Annotated in this window: 14 protein-coding genes; 6 read left to right on the top strand and 8 right to left on the bottom strand. The window is 55.5% G+C overall.

From position 1 onward, the window contains the following. Window positions 1–414 (top strand): 3-oxoacyl-[acyl-carrier-protein] synthase III C-terminal domain-containing protein (locus ABX962_RS08025; RefSeq protein WP_372718270.1); only part of this gene is annotated, 414 nt, incomplete at its 5' end. A 213-nt stretch (window positions 415–627) separates the two neighbouring features. Here the strand turns inward: ABX962_RS08025 and ABX962_RS08020 are convergent. Further along, on the bottom strand, window positions 628–1,947 hold the full coding sequence (locus ABX962_RS08020) for a serine/threonine protein kinase (protein WP_372718268.1): 1,320 nt from the start codon (window positions 1,945–1,947) through the stop codon (window positions 628–630). Window positions 1,948–1,996: 49 nt separating this feature from the next. Further along, entirely contained in the window at window positions 1,997–4,855 is a 2,859-nt protein-coding gene (locus tag ABX962_RS08015) for a hypothetical protein (protein ID WP_372718266.1), read from the bottom strand. A 795-nt stretch (window positions 4,856–5,650) separates the two neighbouring features. Here ABX962_RS08015 and pilM point away from each other — a divergent pair. The 3 genes from pilM (at window position 5,651) to ABX962_RS08000 (ending at window position 12,070) form a co-directional block, all read left to right on the top strand. Beyond that, a complete protein-coding gene (pilM, locus tag ABX962_RS08010) occupies window positions 5,651–7,807 on the top strand; it encodes a type IV pilus assembly protein PilM (RefSeq protein ID WP_372718264.1) in 2,157 nt (718 codons plus the stop codon). A 140-nt stretch (window positions 7,808–7,947) separates the two neighbouring features. After that, window positions 7,948–9,792 (top strand): hypothetical protein, encoded by a 1,845-nt coding sequence (locus tag ABX962_RS08005; protein WP_372718262.1) that lies wholly within the window; start codon window positions 7,948–7,950, stop codon window positions 9,790–9,792. 208 nt (window positions 9,793–10,000) lie between these two features. Further along, a complete protein-coding gene (locus tag ABX962_RS08000) occupies window positions 10,001–12,070 on the top strand; it encodes a hypothetical protein (RefSeq protein WP_372718260.1) in 2,070 nt (689 codons plus the stop codon). Here the strand turns inward: ABX962_RS08000 and ABX962_RS07995 are convergent. From ABX962_RS07995 to ABX962_RS07985, 3 genes are all read right to left on the bottom strand, one after another. Then, window positions 12,040–14,745, bottom strand: coding sequence for a protein kinase (locus tag ABX962_RS07995; protein ID WP_372718258.1), 2,706 nt, complete (start codon window positions 14,743–14,745; stop codon window positions 12,040–12,042). The genes ABX962_RS08000 and ABX962_RS07995 overlap by 31 nt on opposite strands. Before the next feature lie 247 nt (window positions 14,746–14,992). Next, complete coding sequence (locus ABX962_RS07990) at window positions 14,993–15,631, bottom strand: ECF-type sigma factor (protein ID WP_339945655.1); 639 nt, start codon at window positions 15,629–15,631, stop codon at window positions 14,993–14,995. Window positions 15,632–15,957: 326 nt separating this feature from the next. Continuing rightward, window positions 15,958–16,317: a hypothetical protein gene (locus ABX962_RS07985; RefSeq protein WP_372718256.1), complete on the bottom strand. Its 360-nt coding sequence runs from the start codon at window positions 16,315–16,317 to the stop codon at window positions 15,958–15,960. A gap of 314 nt (window positions 16,318–16,631) precedes the next feature. On the opposite strand from ABX962_RS07985, the gene ABX962_RS07980 reads away from it, so the two are divergent. After that, window positions 16,632–17,513, top strand: a complete 882-nt coding sequence (locus ABX962_RS07980) for a PP2C family serine/threonine-protein phosphatase (RefSeq protein ID WP_372718254.1) — start codon at window positions 16,632–16,634, stop codon at window positions 17,511–17,513. A 56-nt stretch (window positions 17,514–17,569) separates the two neighbouring features. Here ABX962_RS07980 and ABX962_RS07975 read toward each other — a convergent pair whose 3' ends face one another. Beyond that, window positions 17,570–18,031: a gamma-glutamylcyclotransferase family protein gene (locus ABX962_RS07975; protein WP_372718252.1), complete on the bottom strand. Its 462-nt coding sequence runs from the start codon at window positions 18,029–18,031 to the stop codon at window positions 17,570–17,572. 10 nt (window positions 18,032–18,041) lie between these two features. Then, complete coding sequence (locus ABX962_RS07970; RefSeq protein ID WP_372718251.1) at window positions 18,042–18,308, bottom strand: zinc ribbon domain-containing protein; 267 nt, start codon at window positions 18,306–18,308, stop codon at window positions 18,042–18,044. Between the two features lie 52 nt (window positions 18,309–18,360). On the opposite strand from ABX962_RS07970, the gene ABX962_RS07965 reads away from it, so the two are divergent. Next, window positions 18,361–19,032 (top strand): NAD(P)H-hydrate epimerase, encoded by a 672-nt coding sequence (locus ABX962_RS07965; protein ID WP_372718249.1) that lies wholly within the window; start codon window positions 18,361–18,363, stop codon window positions 19,030–19,032. 31 nt (window positions 19,033–19,063) lie between these two features. Here the strand turns inward: ABX962_RS07965 and ABX962_RS07960 are convergent, their stop codons facing one another. After that, window positions 19,064–20,392, bottom strand: coding sequence for a PP2C family serine/threonine-protein phosphatase (locus ABX962_RS07960; protein ID WP_372718247.1), 1,329 nt, complete (start codon window positions 20,390–20,392; stop codon window positions 19,064–19,066). Window positions 20,393–20,447: the final 55 nt, after the last annotated feature.

The following is a 20,447-nucleotide window of genomic DNA, read 5'->3' as shown; positions in this document are numbered from 1 at the left end:
TTAACGAGCAGCTATTCCGCGATCATCCCCGACACCGAAGAGATGATGTCGTGGGCGATTGGTGACAATGGTTTCGAGATGTATTTATCGGCCGAAGTCCCCGATGTGATTCGCCGCTCGACTCGCGAACCACTCGAAAAATGGTTGAACCAGTCCGGATTATCATTGGCCGAGATCCAATCGTGGGCGATCCATCCTGGCGGCCCTCGCATTCTCGATGCGTGTGCCGAATCACTTTCACTCGGCGAAGACGACTTGCTCGCCTCGCGAAGTGTATTGAGCCGGTTTGGGAACATGTCGTCTCCCACGGTTCTGTTTGTGCTGAACGAATTGCTCGATAACGCACAAAAGCCTCCGACGTTGATGCTTGGCTTTGGCCCTGGCTTGGCAATGGAAGCAGCACTGTTTCAGTAGACGTATCGATCTTATCGGGATGGTGCCAGTTGAATCGAGTCGTACGACGGACTTCCTTGTCCGTCGAATACACGATTGACGGACTAGGAAGTCCATCATACACCCCTTGCGGTAGGGAACTTGACTGAATCAACAAGCCGTCAACGGCTTTCGTTTGATCGACGTATGCCCGTCGAAACTCTTGACGAGTTCCGCTACGAGCTCGCGGTTTGATTAGAACTGTTCGCGGATCACGAATCCGATAATCGCACCGATCAACACGCTGATCGGCACGGCGATCGCCAGCGTTAACAAGACCGTGACCAGCGGGCCATCGCGTCGACTGCGTTCGGGGGGCGCCGCTGAAACGTATGGCATCGGGTGTGGAGAGGAAGAGCTTGAACTCCCCTCGGATTGACTGAGCGGTTCCGAGGGGGTGAAGTCGTTGACGTCACGCGACGTCGACGGTTCTTTCGGGGGCGGTGGCGGCGTCCACGAGCGTCGATCCATCGGTCGGCTGACAAATTCGAGCGCATGGTTGGCCCACGGTTCGAGTCGTTCGACGACTGCGTTTGCCGAGGGGATGCGATTCGCCGGATCCTTTTCCATCATGTCCGCAATTACGTCAACGAAGTCTTCGGATAAATCGGGTGCAAATTTGCGTGGATGCCAGGGCGTTTGTTCGCAGTGACGGCGACACTTTTCGCGTGCGTTTCCGCCTGGAAATGGCACCTTTCCGGCGACCACGTAATACAGCGTACAGCCGAGCGAATAGATGTCGCTGAGCGGTCCCACCTCGGATGGATTACGAATTTGTTCGGGCGACAAATAGTCGGCGGTGCCCACGATTTTGCCAGCTCGCGGGTCGTCGTCACTGGTCGAAAAACTGTACGCAGCCAAGCCGATATCAGAGACCTTGGCGTGCCCGTCGGGCGTCACCAGGATATTGCCAGGCTTGACATCCCGGTGAACCAGCCCCATGTCATGCGCATATTGCAGCCCCATCGCCGCTTGCGAGATAACGAGCGCCGCGTGCTCCATCGTCAACGGACCATTGCTGCGTACCAAGCGGCGGAGATCGGCGCCGGGAACATACTCGGTCACTAAATAGTCGACTTTTCCATCGTGTCCGGCATCAAACGCGCGGACCACATAGGGACAATCGAGCCCTGCTTGCAGCCGAATTTCTCGCATAAACGAAACTCGCGCTTCGGGGGTCAACTTATCCAACGGCAGCGTTTTCACCGCACATTGACGCCCCATCACACTATGCACCGCCTTGTAAACCTGGCCCATCCCGCCTTGGCCGATCCAGTCGGTGATCATGTAGGGACCGAGATTAAACTTGGTGCGGCCCGCCCGCATTTGGCGAGCTTGGTATTCGGTGATCAAGCCAATTTGAATCAGCTCGGCCGCCATCGCATCGTCATCCGCAGTGCCGCCGTTGTCGGTCAGCGACTGCGCGACACGATTCCATTTCTTCAGCGTCACAAGTCCGCTTCGGATCGCAGCCTCTTTGAAATCGAGGATCGGCTTGGAATCACGAGAGCCCATTAACGCAACGCTTCCTAGTGGGGGGACAACACGGTTATGCATTCATCTGCTACGCATCAAACTGAACCAATACATCGACGACTTCGTGCCCCGCCAAACTCAGCTTGATGCGATCGTCACTGAACTCGACTCCGGGGGATTCCGATTTTTCTTGCAAACGACTCGCCAGCGTGTCGGCATCGTGGAGCCTCCGGTTATCCAACCGTACTGCGGCGGTCACGTTGCGACAAAAACGAACGGTCGTGTTGCATGTTTGCGATTGGGATTGAATCAACCGCACCACTGCGAAAAATTTGCCTTCGCGATCCTGGCTACAATCGACGTCCGCGACCAACACCGTATTAGGAGCGGCATGAATCAACCAACCGCGTGATGCCTCCGGCGAAACCGTATCCACGGCCGCTTGCAGTGGCTCGCTGACGACGCTACGGGCGGCCAACAGGGGACTTGGTAGATCAAAACCATAATGCATCGTGAACTGACGCTGCGTTTCACCCTGAACATGCAGTAGTGTATCCAGGAATCGATCCTCGACGCGGCGATGATACGCCAATCCGGCCGACGCGACCAAGGTATGACGATCGCTTTCGTCCAACAGCACGCCTAGCGGAGCAACGATTCGGCGGCTAGAGGTGCGGTGCATTTTGTCACGCAAGATCATGCGATACGACACCGCTTCGTTGGCGACAGCACATCGAGCGGCAAAATAGTGTTGCCACGGATTACCCTCGAGCTTGGCAAGCACGTCGATTTTGCCGTGAACGTCAAGCATTCGGTTACCGCGTGTGACTTGGTAATCGAGTTCAAAGGCACCGATTTTTTCACCCTTGGGGTTGGTAAAATGGCCGATCGTGCGAATCACGCCGCGTTCGGCTTTGGCAACGATCGTTTTCATCTGGTCGCATACCATTTGCGATTCGTTCTCGGTCGACTTCTTCTTTTGCGTCCCGGAAACGCCCACCAACCGCATCGAAAAACGATTGCCGCGGGCTTGGCCGCTATAGCCGCCTTTGACCCCGCCGGTTTGCGGATCGATCGCGATTTCGATGAACGCGTTTTGCAGCATGCCATCGACCGCACACAATTTTCCGCCGCCGGCGACGGCATCGCGAAGGCGTTGCCCGATCGATCGACCGCGTGAACCGCCGCCTGCTTCGTTTCGCGCCACCGAGAAACCAAACGCAGGCACATCGACCGTCACCATCGACTGTTTTCCGCTGCCGGTCACTGCGTAGATGTGCTCCTCTTTGACCGCCGTGCCGTCGATCGCCACCGTATAGCGAACGGGACAAGGTGTAGGGTTGATCAAACAGAGATTTCCACCGTGTTGACTCGGCTTGAGTCCGATCGATGCCAGCATCGACTGCTCGCAGCCGTCCGCGGATCCGTCACAGACTTTGCCGGTTGCCAAGGCAATCATCGCCTGCAAATTGGCGTGATTTTGATTGGCGATCGACTTTTGCGTTTGCGTCACCATCGATGAAAGTGCATTGGATTGTCCCCCCGTCACTTGCGACACCAGCGCGGTATCGGCTCCGCTGGACGCCGCCCCGCTGGGATCGTGGTGATAGGGTTGTTCGCCGCTGCGAAAGTATTCTGCCAGCGTCCAGAACCGCCCCAGCACAAGACTCCACGAGGCAACTCGGCGAACATCCCGGTAGCTGTCACTTTCGTAGCCAGGCCAATGCACGAGCAACCCCGTAGCGATTTCACCACTGTCAATCGCTTCGCCAAGTCGAGGGCCGAGGGCCAAGAAGGCGGATTCGCCCGATGCATCGATTGGTTTGGCGGTCAACGCATGAATTTCCACGCCTCCGGTGTTTCGCACCACTTTGGCTTCGTCCCCGAAGCCGCTGCCATTTTCGAAATCGACCGAAATCATGCCATCCACGCCCAGTGACGCAATCACCTTGGTCATATCCGTGGGGGTCGTGCCGGAGTACCGTGCGTATACCGGAGGCCGCAGTCCGATCTGGTTTGCCGTTGCTTCGTAGGCCTGGGCGATCGCGTTCTCGGTATCCGAATAGGTCATCGCATCCAGACTGACGTCGCCAGCGAGCCCACCGCCGGCCCAGCCCCAATTGCCGCAGTTCAGTTGGCTGACAAGCCGGTCGAGGTCTTCGCGGTGGGATGCCGCAATCTCGGACGCCATCGACGCGTCGATCAGCACGTTGCGGGGTGTCGCCAGCAGGCTGGTCGCAGCCGCCGCCGAATCGGACGATTCGTCTCCGCTGTCATCGTGATCGTTTTGCAACGCGGTAAAGAAGGCGGGGAGCGTTGATTTGGAAAGCAACGTTAAATCGACGAGATGGGGGTCGGACGAAAAATAGTGGTCACGTTCCTCGGCCAACGCGTCGTAGCAATCGTGTAGCGCCGCAACACATTCGCCCGCGTTGCCGGCGACAAACGCGTCCGCTGCGGTGACCAGTTTGTTTTGAAAATGAATTTCATCCAAATTGCTGGTGTACCGCAGTCGCCGCGTCATGACTTGGATCTGCAGCATCGCGTAGCCCAGCGCGAAAAAGTCTTCGGCTTGGATCGTCCGTTGTTCGGTTTGCAACGAACGGGGCGATTTTGACAAACCAAGCGAATCGAGCAGCTCGCGGCGATCGGCCCCCGTGATCCACTGAATCGCTTCGTTGGCTCGGCAATTCGCTTCGAAATCCGCTGGCAATTGCGAAACGCTCAGTGTCGGGACGACGATCACGCGGCGACCGGCACCCAAGTCCGGCGGGCTATCGGCGCGGTACCAGGTTGGGGTCTGCTGTGACGCCGCAACCAACTCGGGGTGCCACAGCACAGTCCATGCGGCCAACAAGCTGCGTGCGTCCTGTTCGCCTGCATGTTTGGGGAAATCCTCTAACGTCGATACGGGGATCAAAATACAGCACTCGTCAATGCTCGCCATAACAGACTAAATTTGAGTTGGAAGGAGGGTCGTTTTCGATACAATCCAGCTATCTTATTTGCTTTGTCGCAAAATCCCTTCATCGAATCTCGCTGCAGGTGACCACATTGGTGGCTCGGCCGCAGCAGAGATGCGACCGCAGCGGACCTAGAAGCAAGGAATCAAGGCGTAGGGAAATCGAGACGCAGGGGATCGAGGGTCCGATAGCTGGTGGTTGTTTTTGTCTATTCTTGCCGGAACGGTCGAGTTGCGACACCAAGCCAGCTGAATTTCTTGCCCGTTCCTGATTCGCGGAGCCTACAATCGCTACGCAGAGCATCAGGGTCGTCAATATCCCCCCATTTGTCACCACTGGGAATCACGTCACCATCGGTAATCGCGGCAGACGTTGTGCCATAGCGGTCCCATCGCGAGTCGCCGCAACGGCAAATCGAGGTGAACTTGCAAGCGGGCGAAGATCCGCAACTTGATTAAAATGGACAGAGGAAGCGATGGCAGAAAGCTTAAACGCATTCACAACCGGTCGTCTCGTCCAAACAAACACAAGAAAACGTGCTGAAACACAGTGCAATACGGACCGTCAGCCTTTACAATACAGTCAAAATGATTCCGCTGTGGTTCGAAATCATCGCATCAGCGAGTCGTTGTCGCTCCGTTTTGCCCCGCGGTTTCCTGTCCGTTTCGTATCGAGTTGGGTGGGAAGCCGAGACGTTTTAAGAGCCGACCTCACAACTTTTCCTGCTCATCTATTCGTTGACAAACATTCTCTCTGACGCAATCCACGAGAAAGATTAAATGGCTTCAAGCTCCGGTGTATGGGGAATCGAAATCGGCCAATCAGCACTCAAAGCGCTGCGTTGTTCGATCGTGGACGACGAAGTGGTCGCGGATGCGTTTGATTTTATCGAATACCCCAAAATCCTTAGCCAACCCGAAGCGGTGCCTGAGGAATTAGTAGCGGACGCGATCAATCAATTGCTTGACCGCAACGACGGCTTCAACGAGAAAGTCGTGATCAGCGTGCCCGGCCAGACTGGTTTGGCCAAATTTTTCAAGCCACCGCCGGTCGAGCTGAAAAAGGTGGCGGACATCGTTCGCTACGAAGCACGTCAACAAATCCCGTTTGACCTTGCTGACGTCGTCTGGGATCACCAGATGATGCCGGGCAGTTTGATCGAGGAAGGCTACGCGCTTGAGAGCGAAGTCGGCTTGTTTGCGATGAAACGCGACCAGGTTTATCGCCAACTGCAACCGTTCGTCGAAGCGGACATCGAAGTCGACCAAATCCAGCTCGCCCCGCTGGCGCTTTACAACATGATCGCGTTTGATCGTTTGCACGAGCGGTTGGCCAACGAAGCGTTTGACGTCGACAATCCGCCCGATTCGCTTGTGCTGCTGTCGATCGGTACCGATTCGAGTGATTTGATCATCACCAATGGTTTCCGCATTTGGCAGCGTAGTATGCCGATCGGCGGTAACCACTTTACCCGCCAATTGACCAAGGATTTGAAGCTCACCTTTGCCAAGGCCGAGCATCTGAAACGCAACGCTCGCGAAGCGGTCGATCCCAAGCTGATCTTCCAAACGATGCGTCCGGTGTTCAATGATTTGGTGACCGAGGTTCAGCGTTCGATCGGATTTTTCCGCAGCATCGATAAACAAGCCAATGTGACCGGCATGGTGGTCGCGGGTAATACGGTCAAGATGCCTGGTTTGGCAGCCTATCTGAGCAAAAACCTGGGCTTCGAAGTCGACACACTTGATCGATTCAACCGCTTGACCGGCGACGATGTCTTGTCGATTCCGACGTTCCGCGACAACGCGCCGACCTTCGCGGTGTGCTATGGACTGTGTCTGCAAGGTCTCGACTTGGCTCAAGTGCACGCCTCGTTGGTACCACAAGAGATTCTGACCGAGCGGATGATTCGGGCCAAAAAACCTTGGACCCTCGCCGCGCTGGCCGCGTTGTTATTGGGCATGATTGGTCACTATTTCTTGACCGAAAAGAATTGGGAAGTGACGCATCCGGATCACTGGGACGGAGCTCAAGGGGTCGTCCAACAGATGTCCAGTTATTCGAGCGAGCATAAGGGCGAAGACCAAAAACTCGACGCCAAGCTGACGTTTCTCAATGCACTTGGCAAAGAGGTATCCGGGAATTCCGAACGGCGATTGGTTTGGTTGGAAATGTTGCGTGTGATCAACGGAATGATTCCTCGCGAAGAGTACCCCAACGGCGTCATGCCCGAGCCCAAAAATCGCAAGCCCTTTGATGAACGCAAGGCGATACACATCACACAGGTCGAAACGAAACATTTCGAAGACCTCGCGACGTGGTATACCGAGGACGTCAAAAAGCGTTACAAGGAAGAACTGCTCAGTATTCGTAAAAACACCGGCCGCGAGGTCGACCTTGAAGAGCTCAATGCGTTGCCTGGTCCAACCGGCCCAGGTTGGGTGATTCAGTTGACCGGATACCACTACTACAACAGTCCCAAACGAATGGGCCATGAAGGTAGCAACCACGTTCGCAACTTGTTGACGACCAACTTTTTGGACAAGTCCTTCAAATTGCCTGATGAAGAGGGCAACCTGATTGAATTCACGCCTCAGGAATATGGATTGTCATATCCGATCTTGCTGCGTGACGACAAACCGACTCAGATCCAGGTGCCCAATCCGCGGTACGATCAAGAGGAGGTATTTAAAGCTCAAACTGCGATCGCCGAGCGAAATTTCCCCGAGGGCAAAACGCTTGACGATCTTGAAGAGATCATCAATCGTCCTCCGACGCTGACTGTGCTTCGACTCGATTTTGATTTCCAAGTGCTCTGGCAACCGACGATGTTGTCGGACCGAATCGAAGCCAAGCGATTGGCCGAAGAAGAAGCCAAAGCCGCCGAGGAAGCCGCAGCCGGTACGGATGACTCCGTCGCCATGAATGCTCAATAATCGGCGGATACTGTAGTCGGCGGATCCCATAATTCGCCGATCCCATATTCGCCGATCCAGTCATTCGCGAATCCAGTTCGCCTCAGCGGCGACTTTACCAATTCAAACACCGTTCCGAAATCAAACCGTTAGAGTTTCCAATGGGACAACTAAAAGAACAACTTGCCGTCGTGATGCGTTACGGATTCTGGATCGGAGTCGGTTTCGTGGCGATCACATCGATTGCGGTGTGGTACTTGTCGACCTCAAGTCTGCAGGCCGAGGCCGATTCACAGCAGTCGAAAATCAAGAGTGCGTTTGCATCGGTCACCAGCTTGCAAGGCGAGTTATCAACGCACCCCAATGCAAAATCGCACGAGAAAATGCAGGCGTTGATCGAGACGCGTGAAGACGAAGTGCTGCAAGCGTGGACGGAAATGTATGCTCGGCAACGAGGGCTGTTGACTTGGCCACAAGAGTTGCAGCAAGACTTTGTCGACGAGTTCAAGGACTTGATCCCGATCGAACGCTACATTCCTTATCCTGCCGAGGAGCTCGAGAAAGAAGCAACGCTTTTGAATCGATACCGCTATTACATCGGCTTGATTCTGCCTGAAATCGCCACCATAGCGCGTGCCGAATGGAATGCACAATTTGACCCCACCTTTAATCCATCGCTGGACGACACCACGGGGATTCGCAACCTGTTAAAGCCTCGGATCACAGTCTCGGGGACTAAAAACGAACCGCTGGTGCAGTGGAGTGCAGGTAGTCAGCAGCAACTGCTTACCGACCTGTTCCCTTGGCGTGGATCACGGCCGTCGACCTTGCAAGTCTATTACTCGCAGGAAAATGTCTGGATTCTAAAGCAGATCCTGCAGATCATTGACACTGTCAACATTGATGCCAAAGAAGCATTTGAAGCCAAGATCCGCGAAATCAAAACGATCAAAATTGGTCGGTCCGTGAACGTCAGCCCCGGTGCGATCAAGCAAGTCGCCTCGCAAACCGCGGGCATGGGGATGGATGGTATGGGCATGGACATGGGCATGGACATGGGCATGGGCAGCGACATGGGCATGGGGATGGATGGAATGGACGGGATGGGTGGCATGGGCGAAGCCACTGACCCCGGTGACAATCGTTATGTCGGTACCGACTATGTACCCATCACCGGTGCGGCACTGCGTTCGGCACTGGAGAGTGATTCGCCAGCGGATGTGAATTTGGCGGTTGCCAAACGTGTTCCCGTGATGATGGCGGTGCGAATGGATCAACGGGCCGTTCCTGCACTGATTGCCGCATGTGGAAACGCTCCGTTGATGATCGAAGTCAAACAGGTTCGGTTGCTGCCAGCCGGAGCGTCGTCTGCAGCCAGCGCCGGTGGCGGAGGCGATATGGGAATGGAGATGGGAGGCTCTGACGGCGGCGGAGGCGGAGGATTCGGCGCGCCGAGCGGTGGCGGTTTCGGCGGTGGCGAAAGCATGGGCATGGGGGGGATGGATGGCATGGATGGTGGCATGGGGGGCGGCGGCATGGCGATGGCCCAAACCCCTGCGACCGAAAATCCCTACGATATCGATGTTGAGGTCTATGGACTAATCTCGATCTACAATCCTCCGGACAAGAGCAAACTTGGGGTGGATCAAGTGGACCAGGAGACGGTCGTCGAAGGTTTAGTGGGTGATAAACCTACGACCTCTAACGAAAATCTGCCGTCTCCGGCGACCAGTGGTGCCCCCGCCACGCCGCCTGCAGCCGCACCAACGCCTGCACCGGCCCCGGCATCACCTGAGCCAGTACCCGCCGAACCGGCGCCTGCTGGGCCGGCACCCGCTGCACCGGCGCCCGCTGGACCTGGGGCTACTGCACCGGCGCCCGCTGCACCTGGGGCTACTGGACCGGCACCGGGCGAACCGGGGGCGCCTCCGGCAGTCGTACCGCCAGCCGCCGATCCCAACGCGGCGGCAGCGACCAATCCTGCTGCTGCACCGCCCCCCTCTTAGATCGAGCGATCTTCTCGTCTTAGAAATTGGCGATTGGCATCGTAAAAACTTGTGGGCCGCTTAGCGGTCTTGATATATTAAAAGGATGCAAGATTCGTTTACGGGAAATGTTTACGGGAAATCATGAACGCCCAAAAACGATCGTATTGCATAACTGCACCACTCTTCTCACTAAGCCATCTGCACGGGCCGTTTTCGGGGAAATGACATGGATTCAAACAAAATCAAAGACTTGGCGATCAGGCATGTCGAGAAAGTCATTTTGGCGATTTTCGCCGTCGTCTCTGCATTCCTTGTCTACCAAGCGATGCAGTTGCCCGAGTTCACTCAAGAACCGACACGGCTTCGCGACGACGCCACGCGTGTAAAGAACGAGGTCGACGACGACCATACCGACGCGATCATTCCCGAACGAGAAGCATTGGCGATTGATATTGTCGAGCGGACCAAACGAACGATCAAACCGGTCGATATCAAGGTCGGCTACGCTCAAATCGCTCCATGGATCGAAGTCGAACGAAACGATTCGTTCAAGCGACGCGACCCCGAGTTGTTTGCCCCGCTGAAACTGCAAATGAAGAGTGTGATCGGCACGATGGCCATTCGCTCGAAAGATGGGGAGTATGATTTGGCGAAGCTCGAGCCAGCCGATCCGATTGTCGTCGAAGAAAAGAAAGAGCGTCCCCGCCGCAGTTCGCGTCGTGGGCGAGGCATGGCCGGGGATGAGGGAATGTACGGCGAAGAGATGTCGGGAATGATGGGGATGGACGAAGACATGTCGGGAATGATGGGAATGGAGATGTCCGGCATGATGGGCCCCGAGGGCAGCATGGCGGGAGCCGCGGTCCGTCGATTGGATCCCAAAAACAAATATTCACTTTACTCGGTTCCCGCCACCTTGACCGATTTTAAAACCGGTGGCGTGATGAAACCCGTGCCGACGGTCGCTCGCTTTATTGCCGGGACGGCGGCGCTGCCGCATAAAGCGATCTATGAATCGTTCAGTAAATCGCTTGCGGATTCGTCGAACTATCGACCGGAAGACCGAGACACGCCCAAGTACTGGAATTTCCAAGTCCAACGAGCTGACGTTACCGACAAGTCGGTTGACCAACTTGCCGAAGGCGACTGGGTTGATCGCAAAGATCGCGAATTTCATATGAAAATCGCTGCCATTCTCTGGGCCGGAACGGCACCCGAGTTGGTGCCGGTCGATTACCGCGACGATTTGCTGACGATGTGGATCCCGCCGATGTTGATGGAAGACTATTCGGGTTTTGCTTTGCACCCCATGATTCCAATGCTCACGAAGCTTGAACTCAAAGCGCTCGAGAAGCCCGAAACCATCGTCGAGGATCCGTGGAAACGACTTGGAGAAGGTGGCATTTTTGAAGGCATCGATATCAAACGCACCGATGTGAATTTAAACGAGGTGGGAAGAGAAGGCGGAATGATGATGGAGAGTGGTTATCAGATGAATTCTCCGTTCGGGTTTGCTGGCGTTGAAGAGGATCCGTCAAATTACAAACTGATCCGCTTTTTCGACTTTGATTACTCCTCCTTCGACAATCTTTCCCCAAAACCGGGTCGCAAATACGTTTATCGTGTTCGCGTTTCGGTGAAGGACCCTAACTTTCCCGATAACCCGCTACTGCAACCCGCAGCCAAAACGCTGCATCCGGATGCCTACGATCGGGTGAGCGAGTTGCAAGCCAAAGCGGAAAAGAAATACGCCCCCGAACGAGCCAAGGGTACCCGTCGATCGATCAGCGAATTTCGTGATTTTGAGCGTTGGACGCCTTGGAGCGAGCCAAGTGCGCCGGTTTCGCTGCCCACCGAAAACACCGTGCTTGCCGGTCCTGTGGTTCCGCCATCCATCAAGACGCTGAACTTCAGAAATCGCAGCATTCCGTATGCAAAAAGTGAACCGACCGTAAAAATGGTCGTTTCTAAATTTGATGCGGCGTTAAGAACTCGCGTCCCGATGCAAATCGATGCGACCGAAGGCACGGTGCTGAGCAAGACGGCAGAATCAACCGATGTCATCGATCCGTTGACCTTGGAAATCAAGAAGCTGCCCAACGCGAAAATCAGCAACCGCTCTACCGTGATTGCGATCGATGGTGGAAACCCGCTTGCCATCGTTAGCAGTGACGACTTGAAAGAGCCCGGCAATGTGTTGATCTTCAAGGACAACGGCGAGCTGGATGTTTCCAACGAAGTGGACGATTTGCAACCGTACCGAATCTATTCATTCGCCGACGAAAAGGGCGAATAGGTTAACGGAAGAATCTCGGCGGCGCGAGGCAATCGCTTCGCCGAGGCAAAACTTGGGTGTGCCGCCAACAATAGCGGTAACATCGGGGGCGTTGCATCGGCAAGCGTACCAAGTTCGCCATCGTCAATGCCGCCGTTGATTCGCGAATCCAAGATCGCTTGGTTCAGCTGCGTGCCAAACGGCCCATACGGGTACTTCTGAAGATCAACGGTTTGACGAGCAGCATAGTAGGTTTCCGCCGTCAGATTCGCTCCAAAGTCGACTCCGACATGTTCGGCAGCGGCGGCGTCATAATCGCGGCTATGCTCGTACAGATCGATCAACAAGCCGCGGGCAAGACGGTTATCAGGATAAGCGTTACGCAGCCGTTTGGCATCCGCCATCGCACGCTCGGTGTTGCCAAAGAACCAATGGGCACGGGCGAGCCCGACCTTGGCAATCACGGACAATTGATTCAGCTGAGTCGCCTCGCGTAACCAACGCAGCGCTTCGAATTGGTTGTCCCGCGTCAACTCGAGCAGCCCGAGTTGATGGTGTACCTGCCAAAAATTTTGCTCAACCAAAAGCAGCTGGTTCAAGATCCTAGCGGCTTCGTCGTACCGATACAGTGTTTGCCACAGCAACATTGCGTCGGCCAAACGGGCGTTCGTCAAATCAGGATCTAATTTCAACGCTTCCTCGGCAGACTCTCTGGCGGTTTGAATTAACGCGATCGAATCCTCGGTCGAGCTTTGGGCGGCCAATGTGATCGAAGTCAAGGCAATGCCACCCAGCGGGGCAGCCCAGCTTTTGTCTTGCCGATGTGCCGATTGGAAACACGATAACGCTTTTCGCAACCCTTCGGGGCTGTCGGGATCGGCACGCCCGACACCGTCAACCAGACAACTAAACGATCCCGCCGTCAGTGATGAGCCTTCGTCACCGGAGGAGGTCAGCGAGCGACCGACTGCGAGAGCCAATTCGGAAGCGAGTTGCGACTGCTCTAACAAACTTGCGCTGGCGAGGGACTTGAATGTCTGTCCCCACAATTGATTTCCAGTGCGTGCGGAAACAATTCGCAAATTGATTTCGTCCCACAGTTGTTCGCCCTCCCGGCTGGTCGTCAAATTTCCGGTGACAAGCGCATCGACATCCAGTTCGCGACCGATCGCTTGGAATTCATCACGCGTGGTCGCGACAAAGGGACGAAACGGAGTCACGTTTACGTCTTTGAGTCGGCTGAGTTCATTGACTAAAAGGACGGCAATTTCGTCGCCACGATCGATCTTCTGATCCCCCAGCGGTTGGCCTGCTGCTAACGAGGCGAGCCGAGTTGGCTCGCCCTGCATACTGGTGAAAGATAAAACCGCCAGACTATTGATGTCTCCGAGTGTTTCGGCATGATACTGCATCGCCAAACCACCGAGGATACCGCCCAAAGCGCCACCGGTAACAAATTCAAAGAAGCGACGACGGACGAACACCCCTGCGCCATGGCCGTGCTGGACATGTTGACCAATGGGATCGAGCACCGGACCGCGGCGACGCAACCGCAGCGCGATGTCGTGGGCCGAAGCCGGACGGCTCGTAATCTCTTTGTTTAAACATTCGCTGATCAGATCAGCGAGTTCGACGTCCGAGCGTCGACGCAGTGGATCGACGTCGGGCGTCGATTCGAGCGTCGAAGCGAAGCGGGCGCTAGCGGTGGAGCCATCAAACGCACGTTTGCCATAAAACGCTTCGAACAACAGGCATCCGAGCGCAAAGATATCCGCAGGAGGCCCCGCCGTTTCGCCTCGCGCCTGTTCGGGAGCCATGTAACCGGGAGTCCCCATCACAACCCCCTCGCTCGTGCGTCCTCCTGGATCACCGTCAAACAAACCCCGCTCGGATCGGGACAACCCAAAGTCAAAAAGCTTGACGGCGATTGGATGGGCCGCTGATCCGTTTTTTGCGAGGCTTACCACGCCCCCCTTTTGGCCAGCCGAACTACACTGCATCACCATGATATTTTGCGGCTTCAAATCACGGTGCACCACACCGGCGCGGTGGGCAACCGCCAACGCATCGGCAATCTGGGCTCCGATCTGACGGACCGTCGCCGCATGACAAGAGGTTTTGGCCAAATATTGGTCCAATGTCTCGCCTTCGAGCAATTCCATCACCGCAAACGGATTTGAATCCGTCACCCCCACATCAAACAGTTCGACGATGTTCGGGTGGCTCAATGCAGCGACCGCACGTGCCTCGCGTTCAAAGCGTTCACACAGCGAAGCCCGCTTTTTCTGATCTTGGGTCGATTTCCCAATCGACAACATCTTGATGGCAACCTTGCGATCAAGCCGCGTGTCGATCGCCTCGTACACGATCCCCATCCCCCCTTGGCCAAGGATACGGCTGATCAGGTAGGGGCCTATTTTGCGGCCGATCGACTCGGGCGAACTCCCAGAAACCGGGATCGCGTGCGTCGTGAAAGCAAAGGTGGATCGCACGGGATTGGTCGAGTCCGCTTTGGAAATTTCGTCGCGGACCGCGATCAGTTCATTTCGTAAGATTTCGGCATGTTTTCCCGCTTTTGCTTTGACCACACTTTCAATCGAGGGCGCATTGCCATTTCGCAATGCCTGTTCGTAATCGAGACAGATCGCGTCAAGTCTGGCGAGTTCGGTGGCGGTCAAATCATTCAGATCCATCATTTTTTACTCCAGCATCACACCCGCGTTCGCAGTTTCCATTCCGCGTTGCATTTTTCGAACCGCTCTCGTATTCACGCCAAACTGTTCGGCCGCCAGACGTGCGTTCGATTTTCAAGGTTACGCTATGATCGATTTTCCATTGCCTATGCGTCGGGCCTTATGCCTCGGGGCTAATGCGTCGGGTTGTAAAAAATAGAACGCAACTTCAAAACTATTGGTCCAACATGTTCTAAAGCCAACATGTTCTTTAGCTGGCTTCGTCCGCTTTCGCTTCGTCGGCTTTGGCCTCGGTCCACATCCGCCGAATCAATTGCAAGCGTCGTTCGACCGCACGCTTGCTGAGCTCTAAACGCTCTGCGATCTCGTCGACGAGAAAACCGTCCATCCGCATTACGGCGATTTGGCGAAGTTGTTCATCACCTAATTGGTCAAGAAGCGTTTCGCACGCCTCGGCAAGCTCGGCCCGCACATCGGGCGAGGAATCATCGCTGGGGACATTCCCGATTCCCACCTCTCGGCCTTGTTCGTTGGGATCGATAAAAACCGATTCGCCACGGATGTTGCCTCCCCCCCGTTTTTGACGGGTGTGATGCCGTAAATGGGCGTTTACTTTGCGGGATGTCAGCGTGATGAGCAGGCCCCAAAGGTTCTCGGGGGCGTGAAGATCCGGAAATTGATCACGCCGAACGCCTGCAATGAAGCTCTGAAATGCGGCGATCGCGATATCTTCTTCATCGGCGGTTCGCCGCAAATTGGGGGGCATTCGTTTCGCTGCCAAACGCACCAAACTGTGATAATAGTCGTTCCACAGCGTCTCCGTAGCCGCCTCGTCACCGATGCGTACCCGTTCGAGAAGCTCTAGAAATTCACTTCCTGATTCGTCCATACAATCAATAATAGACCGATTGGGGGTGTTATGGGAACGTGGGTTCCGATTGTTCCCTCAGATGCTAGCGACCATGCCGAACCGCCACACCGGGGTAAACAGCCACCGCCCGCTTTAGCGTGTCCTCGAAAAGGTAATGATTGCCGAGCCTAGATTGGCGGATTGCCTGGTGTCGCTCCATCGACAAGGCCGGCAATTAGCACGAAGCGTTGTAAAAAAATTCTTGGGAACGTTCGCGGTCCGTTGGGGGGCAAGTATTGAGCATTGCACGTTCATTTTTTCAGCTTGAAGTAGGGGGCGACCGCCGCGTTCCCACTGCCCGTGGATCATTCATTTATTTTATCATCGGATTCAGCTTCGATCCGATCCGCTTTTACCTCGGCTTCCGCTTCGACCTGCTCTGCCAACGCCTCGCCTTCGACTTCGACGCGGTCCGCAATTCGCTCCAGCTCGGCTTGTGGCCGGTCACGACGTTGGCGAGTTTCCTCGGCCAGCAATTCAACTCCCTTGCGGGTCATCTCGGCTTTTCGCTCTGCTTCGCTGCGAACCACGTCCGCTTTGCGGTCACTCGGTGACTGCGAACAGCCACCGCCCAGCGACATGCATCCCAACAGCAATACAGATAACAGCACCCAACGTCGAATCCCCCACGTTCCCGCTTTGATGCTCAAATCGAACCATTTCATCGGCGTCGCGCCTTGTTGAAAATTGGGTTTGTCGTGTTTCTTAGATCCGCTGTTTTTTACCAACTCTCCGCAATCTCTGCTTGCGGAGAGGTAACTGCCGCATCGGCCGGCTGTGAGACTTCCCTGGAATATCCAATGCCCCAAACAAAGACAACAGAGCAAACGTTGTACCGACCGGGGAACGATCAACGCGTCACGGAACACCGTTTGCTCATTCCCGCCAAAGCCTTACTGCAGAACAGATCACGCACTGTAACGGGTCACGCACTGTAACGGGTCACACCCAGTCACCGATCACTTACAAGGAACATTGAATGAACGGCGTCCCTTTCGATATTTCAGGCGACTCGGATATTGGAAGAAAGCGATCCGAAAACCAGGACCACTTTCTAATCGCGGATCTACGGCGTCAATTGATTGTTCGCGGAACGGATGTTCCCGACGCCGCGAATCGCGAGATATTTGGCTGCCAAGAAGGCAACCTGCTTGTGATTGCCGACGGCATGGGCGGTCATCGCGATGGCGAACGCGCCAGTCGTACTGCGATTGAAGCGACCGCCCAATATGTGTTGGACATGATGCATTGGTTTTTGAAGTTATGTTCCGACGATGAACAAGACTTTATCGACGAGCTGTCGCAATCGCTGACATCGGTCCAGCGAAAAATCTGGTCGGTGGGCGAGGGCGTCCATCGCTGCATGGGAACCACCGTCACGATGGCCTACTTGCTCGGATCACGTATGTACGTGGTGCACGCGGGCGACAGTCGTTGCTACCTGCTCCGCGACCAAAAGCTGAAACAATTGACGACCGACCACACCGTCGCTCAGCAATTGATCGACGCCGGAGCACTACGCGAATCCGACGCGGCCATCCAGCAGTGGCGACACGTGTTGTGGAACTGCGTCGGTGGTGGTAACCAAGAAGTTCGGCCCGAAGCGGTGCGCTGCACCCTACAAACCGGTGACGTCCTGTTGCTGTGCAGTGACGGATTGACCGGGATGGTCGATGATGATCGCATCACGACGATTTTGGTGGACAACGAGAACAGCCAGACCTGCGTTGCCAAACTGATCGAGGCGGCAAACGCCGAAGGGGGCGAAGACAATATTTCTGCAATTGTCTGCCGCATCAATCACATCGACGAGAGCTGCGACACCCACCCCGCGGCGAAATTGGATACGACGACCGCGTAGCGTTTTGGATAGCAGAGCGACGCAATGTAGATGGCATTGGGCTTGCGCCGCGCCGACTAGAGCGTCGATGGCATCACACTCGCGATCATCGCGTGATACTCGACCGGCAATCCGTGCTCGATCGCTCCGTCGATCACATGGTTGTGATACCAGTCGGCGGGGACAAGCGAGTTGTCGATACGATCGGCGATCGCTTGATACAGAAACGTGGTGATCGTGCGACTCGCGACTTGCACCTCGACCGCCGCATGCTCGTAGCCTACCCCGAGTGATTCGCAGCGATCGAGGTTCTCTTTTTCACTGACCAGCGTTTCGTAGATGACTCCCCACAAGATGTCGTCATCATCGTCGGTCGCGAACGCGTTCGCTTTGCCGGTCCCGTCGATGCCACGCTTGTGAAACAGCAGCTTTCGTCCGCGAACAAACCCAACGCCCCGGACCATCGCACTGGGGCATCGCGCGCGAAGCCGCGACGTGGACATGTTGGAACCATATGCAAAATGATGAAACGTTTGCATCACACCCTCGTTACATTTGGCAGCCGCCGCCACAGCAGCGTGGTGCACCACATGCCTCGCCGCCGCCCGCCATCGGCAAGGACGCACCACTGCGGACCGTCGGGGCCGCAGTGACGCTTAATTGCCGTTCCATTTTTTTGTTGCCACAATGAGGGCATTCAGCAACTTCGTCTTCACGACGCAATAATACTTCGACCACCTGTTTACAGGGTTTACATTCGTATTCGTAGAGGGGCATCGTCTTGTAGAATCCCAAGAGGTTAAGTGTTCTTTGCATCGATTATAGACAAACCGACTCCTTTTCCGCAAAACATGTTTGGGCCTGCACGATGAAAATTAAATCTCTTAGCCGTGAACAAGTCCGATCGGTCGACCAGCAAGCGATCGAGATCTACGGAATGTCGGGATTGGTATTGATGGAAAATGCAGGTCGGGGGGCGGCCGAGGTGATCCAGCGAAATGCCGCCACCGGCCGCGTCGTGATCCTGTGTGGCAAAGGCAACAATGGCGGCGACGGCTACGTGATTGCGCGTCATTTGGACTTGATGGAACGCCAAGTGCGTGTGGTTTCGGTGGTCGAGCTCGACGCTTTGTCGGGGGACGCCGCCGCCAACGCGGCAATTGCCCAAAAGGCCGAACTTGACGTGCAAGTCGCCACCACCGCCGAATCGATGCGATCCCATCTACGCGATTGCGAGGTGATCGTCGATTGTCTGCTCGGTACCGGAGCGACGGGGCCGCTGCGAGGAATTTACGCGGACGCCGTCAAAATCGCCAATCAAACCAAGGCGATCCGAATCGCCATCGATGTCCCGACGGGAATGGATGTCGACAGCGGCGAAGCGGACCCTGATACCTTCCAAGCGGAATTGACGATCACGTTTGTCGCCAAAAAAATTGGCTTTGAGTATGAAGGGACGCAGTCGCGACTCGGCGATATTGAAGTCGTTCCGATCGGAGTGCCGCGAAAACTGCTGCGTCAATGGGCTGTTGAAGCGTGAGGGTATGCGCGGGATTGTTAGCCGAAAACCGTTATCGTTCAATGTCGGTTTCATTCGCGGCGCGATTATTCAGTTCACGCAGTTGATGCATCGTTTCAATGATCGCTTCGGCCTGCAAGCGAATCGCCCGCTTGAATTGTCCCGCTTCGACAGACGCATCGCCTTGTTTTTGCAGCTTGTCGATTTTGCCCCAATCCATCAGCCAATTTCGTTGCGAAGCGGCGGTGCGAAGTTCTTCAACCGTTTCACCCAACCGATCATAGATCTGTTTGTTGGGTTTGGCTTGATAGCGGCGATAGGGGCCCTTGCCGCCCGGCGTTTTCGCCAACGGCCGCGTCTTGTGTTTCGGTTTGCTCTGCAGATATTGTGCGACACAGAAACCCGCAGCGATCACTCCGAGAATGAACGCAATAATCATCGGTCCCAATGCTTTGCTGACCGGCGTCTGCAGCACGGTCATCGCGAGCCCCAGGCCTAACGCACCGAGAAAACAAATCACAGCCGTCCCAATCAACAGCGGTGATACCGCCGCCGGCTCCTGTTTTCGCGAGTGCCGTTTCGTCTGAGACGGCTTTCCAATGATCTCCGCGAAATCCTCTGCGACACGAACGATAATGACGGTCGAGTTATCCGGGCCCCCTCGAAGGTTGGCCAAATCGACCAAAACTCGCGTTGCCAAATCCTCGGGCAAACAATCCATCAGCGTCGCGATCTCTTCGTCTTCGACTTGCCCGGATAGTCCGTCGCTGCAGAGCAGGAATTGGTCCCGCGATTGAATTTCAAAAGGCCCTTCCAAATCGACTTCGACATTGGCATTTGGCCCGAGCGAACGCGTGATCACGTTTTTAGGGATCGATTGTCCCAACACGCTGTCGGGATGAATTTGTCCGCTCGCTTCCATCTCCCAAACCAACGAGTGATCGAACGTCAACTGTTCGAGCACTCCATCTCGCAATCGATAGGCTCGCGAATCCCCGACATGCGCGATGACCGCTCCGACGGGCAGAATCGCCAAACTGCTGGCGGTGGTGCCCATATTGTGAAATTCAGGATTTTGCTGGCCACGTCGATGAATTTCCGCGTTGGATTCTCGCACCGCCATCCGCAGTGCTTCGGACGAATCCTCTTCGGGCGAGCGAAAGTATTGCATTGCAATGTGCTCGGTCGCCAAACGGCTGGCCAATTCGCCAGCAGCATGCGCCCCCATCCCATCGGCCACCACAAACAGATGCCCGCGATGATGAAACCGCTCGGGACTGCCCGCCATCAGTACTGCCATCGAATCTTGATTATTCGCGCGACGCATACCGACATCCGTCAGTTGCGAATAATGAATACCAGGCTTCCAAGATTCCGACACAGATAGTTGACTCGCGTCGAGGTGGTTCACAGTCATACAGGCCTATATTGTAACC

Source organism: Novipirellula sp. (assembly GCF_041583735.1).
Classification (GTDB): domain Bacteria; phylum Planctomycetota; class Planctomycetia; order Pirellulales; family Pirellulaceae; genus Novipirellula.
This window is presented reverse-complemented; position numbering and strand designations above follow the sequence as displayed.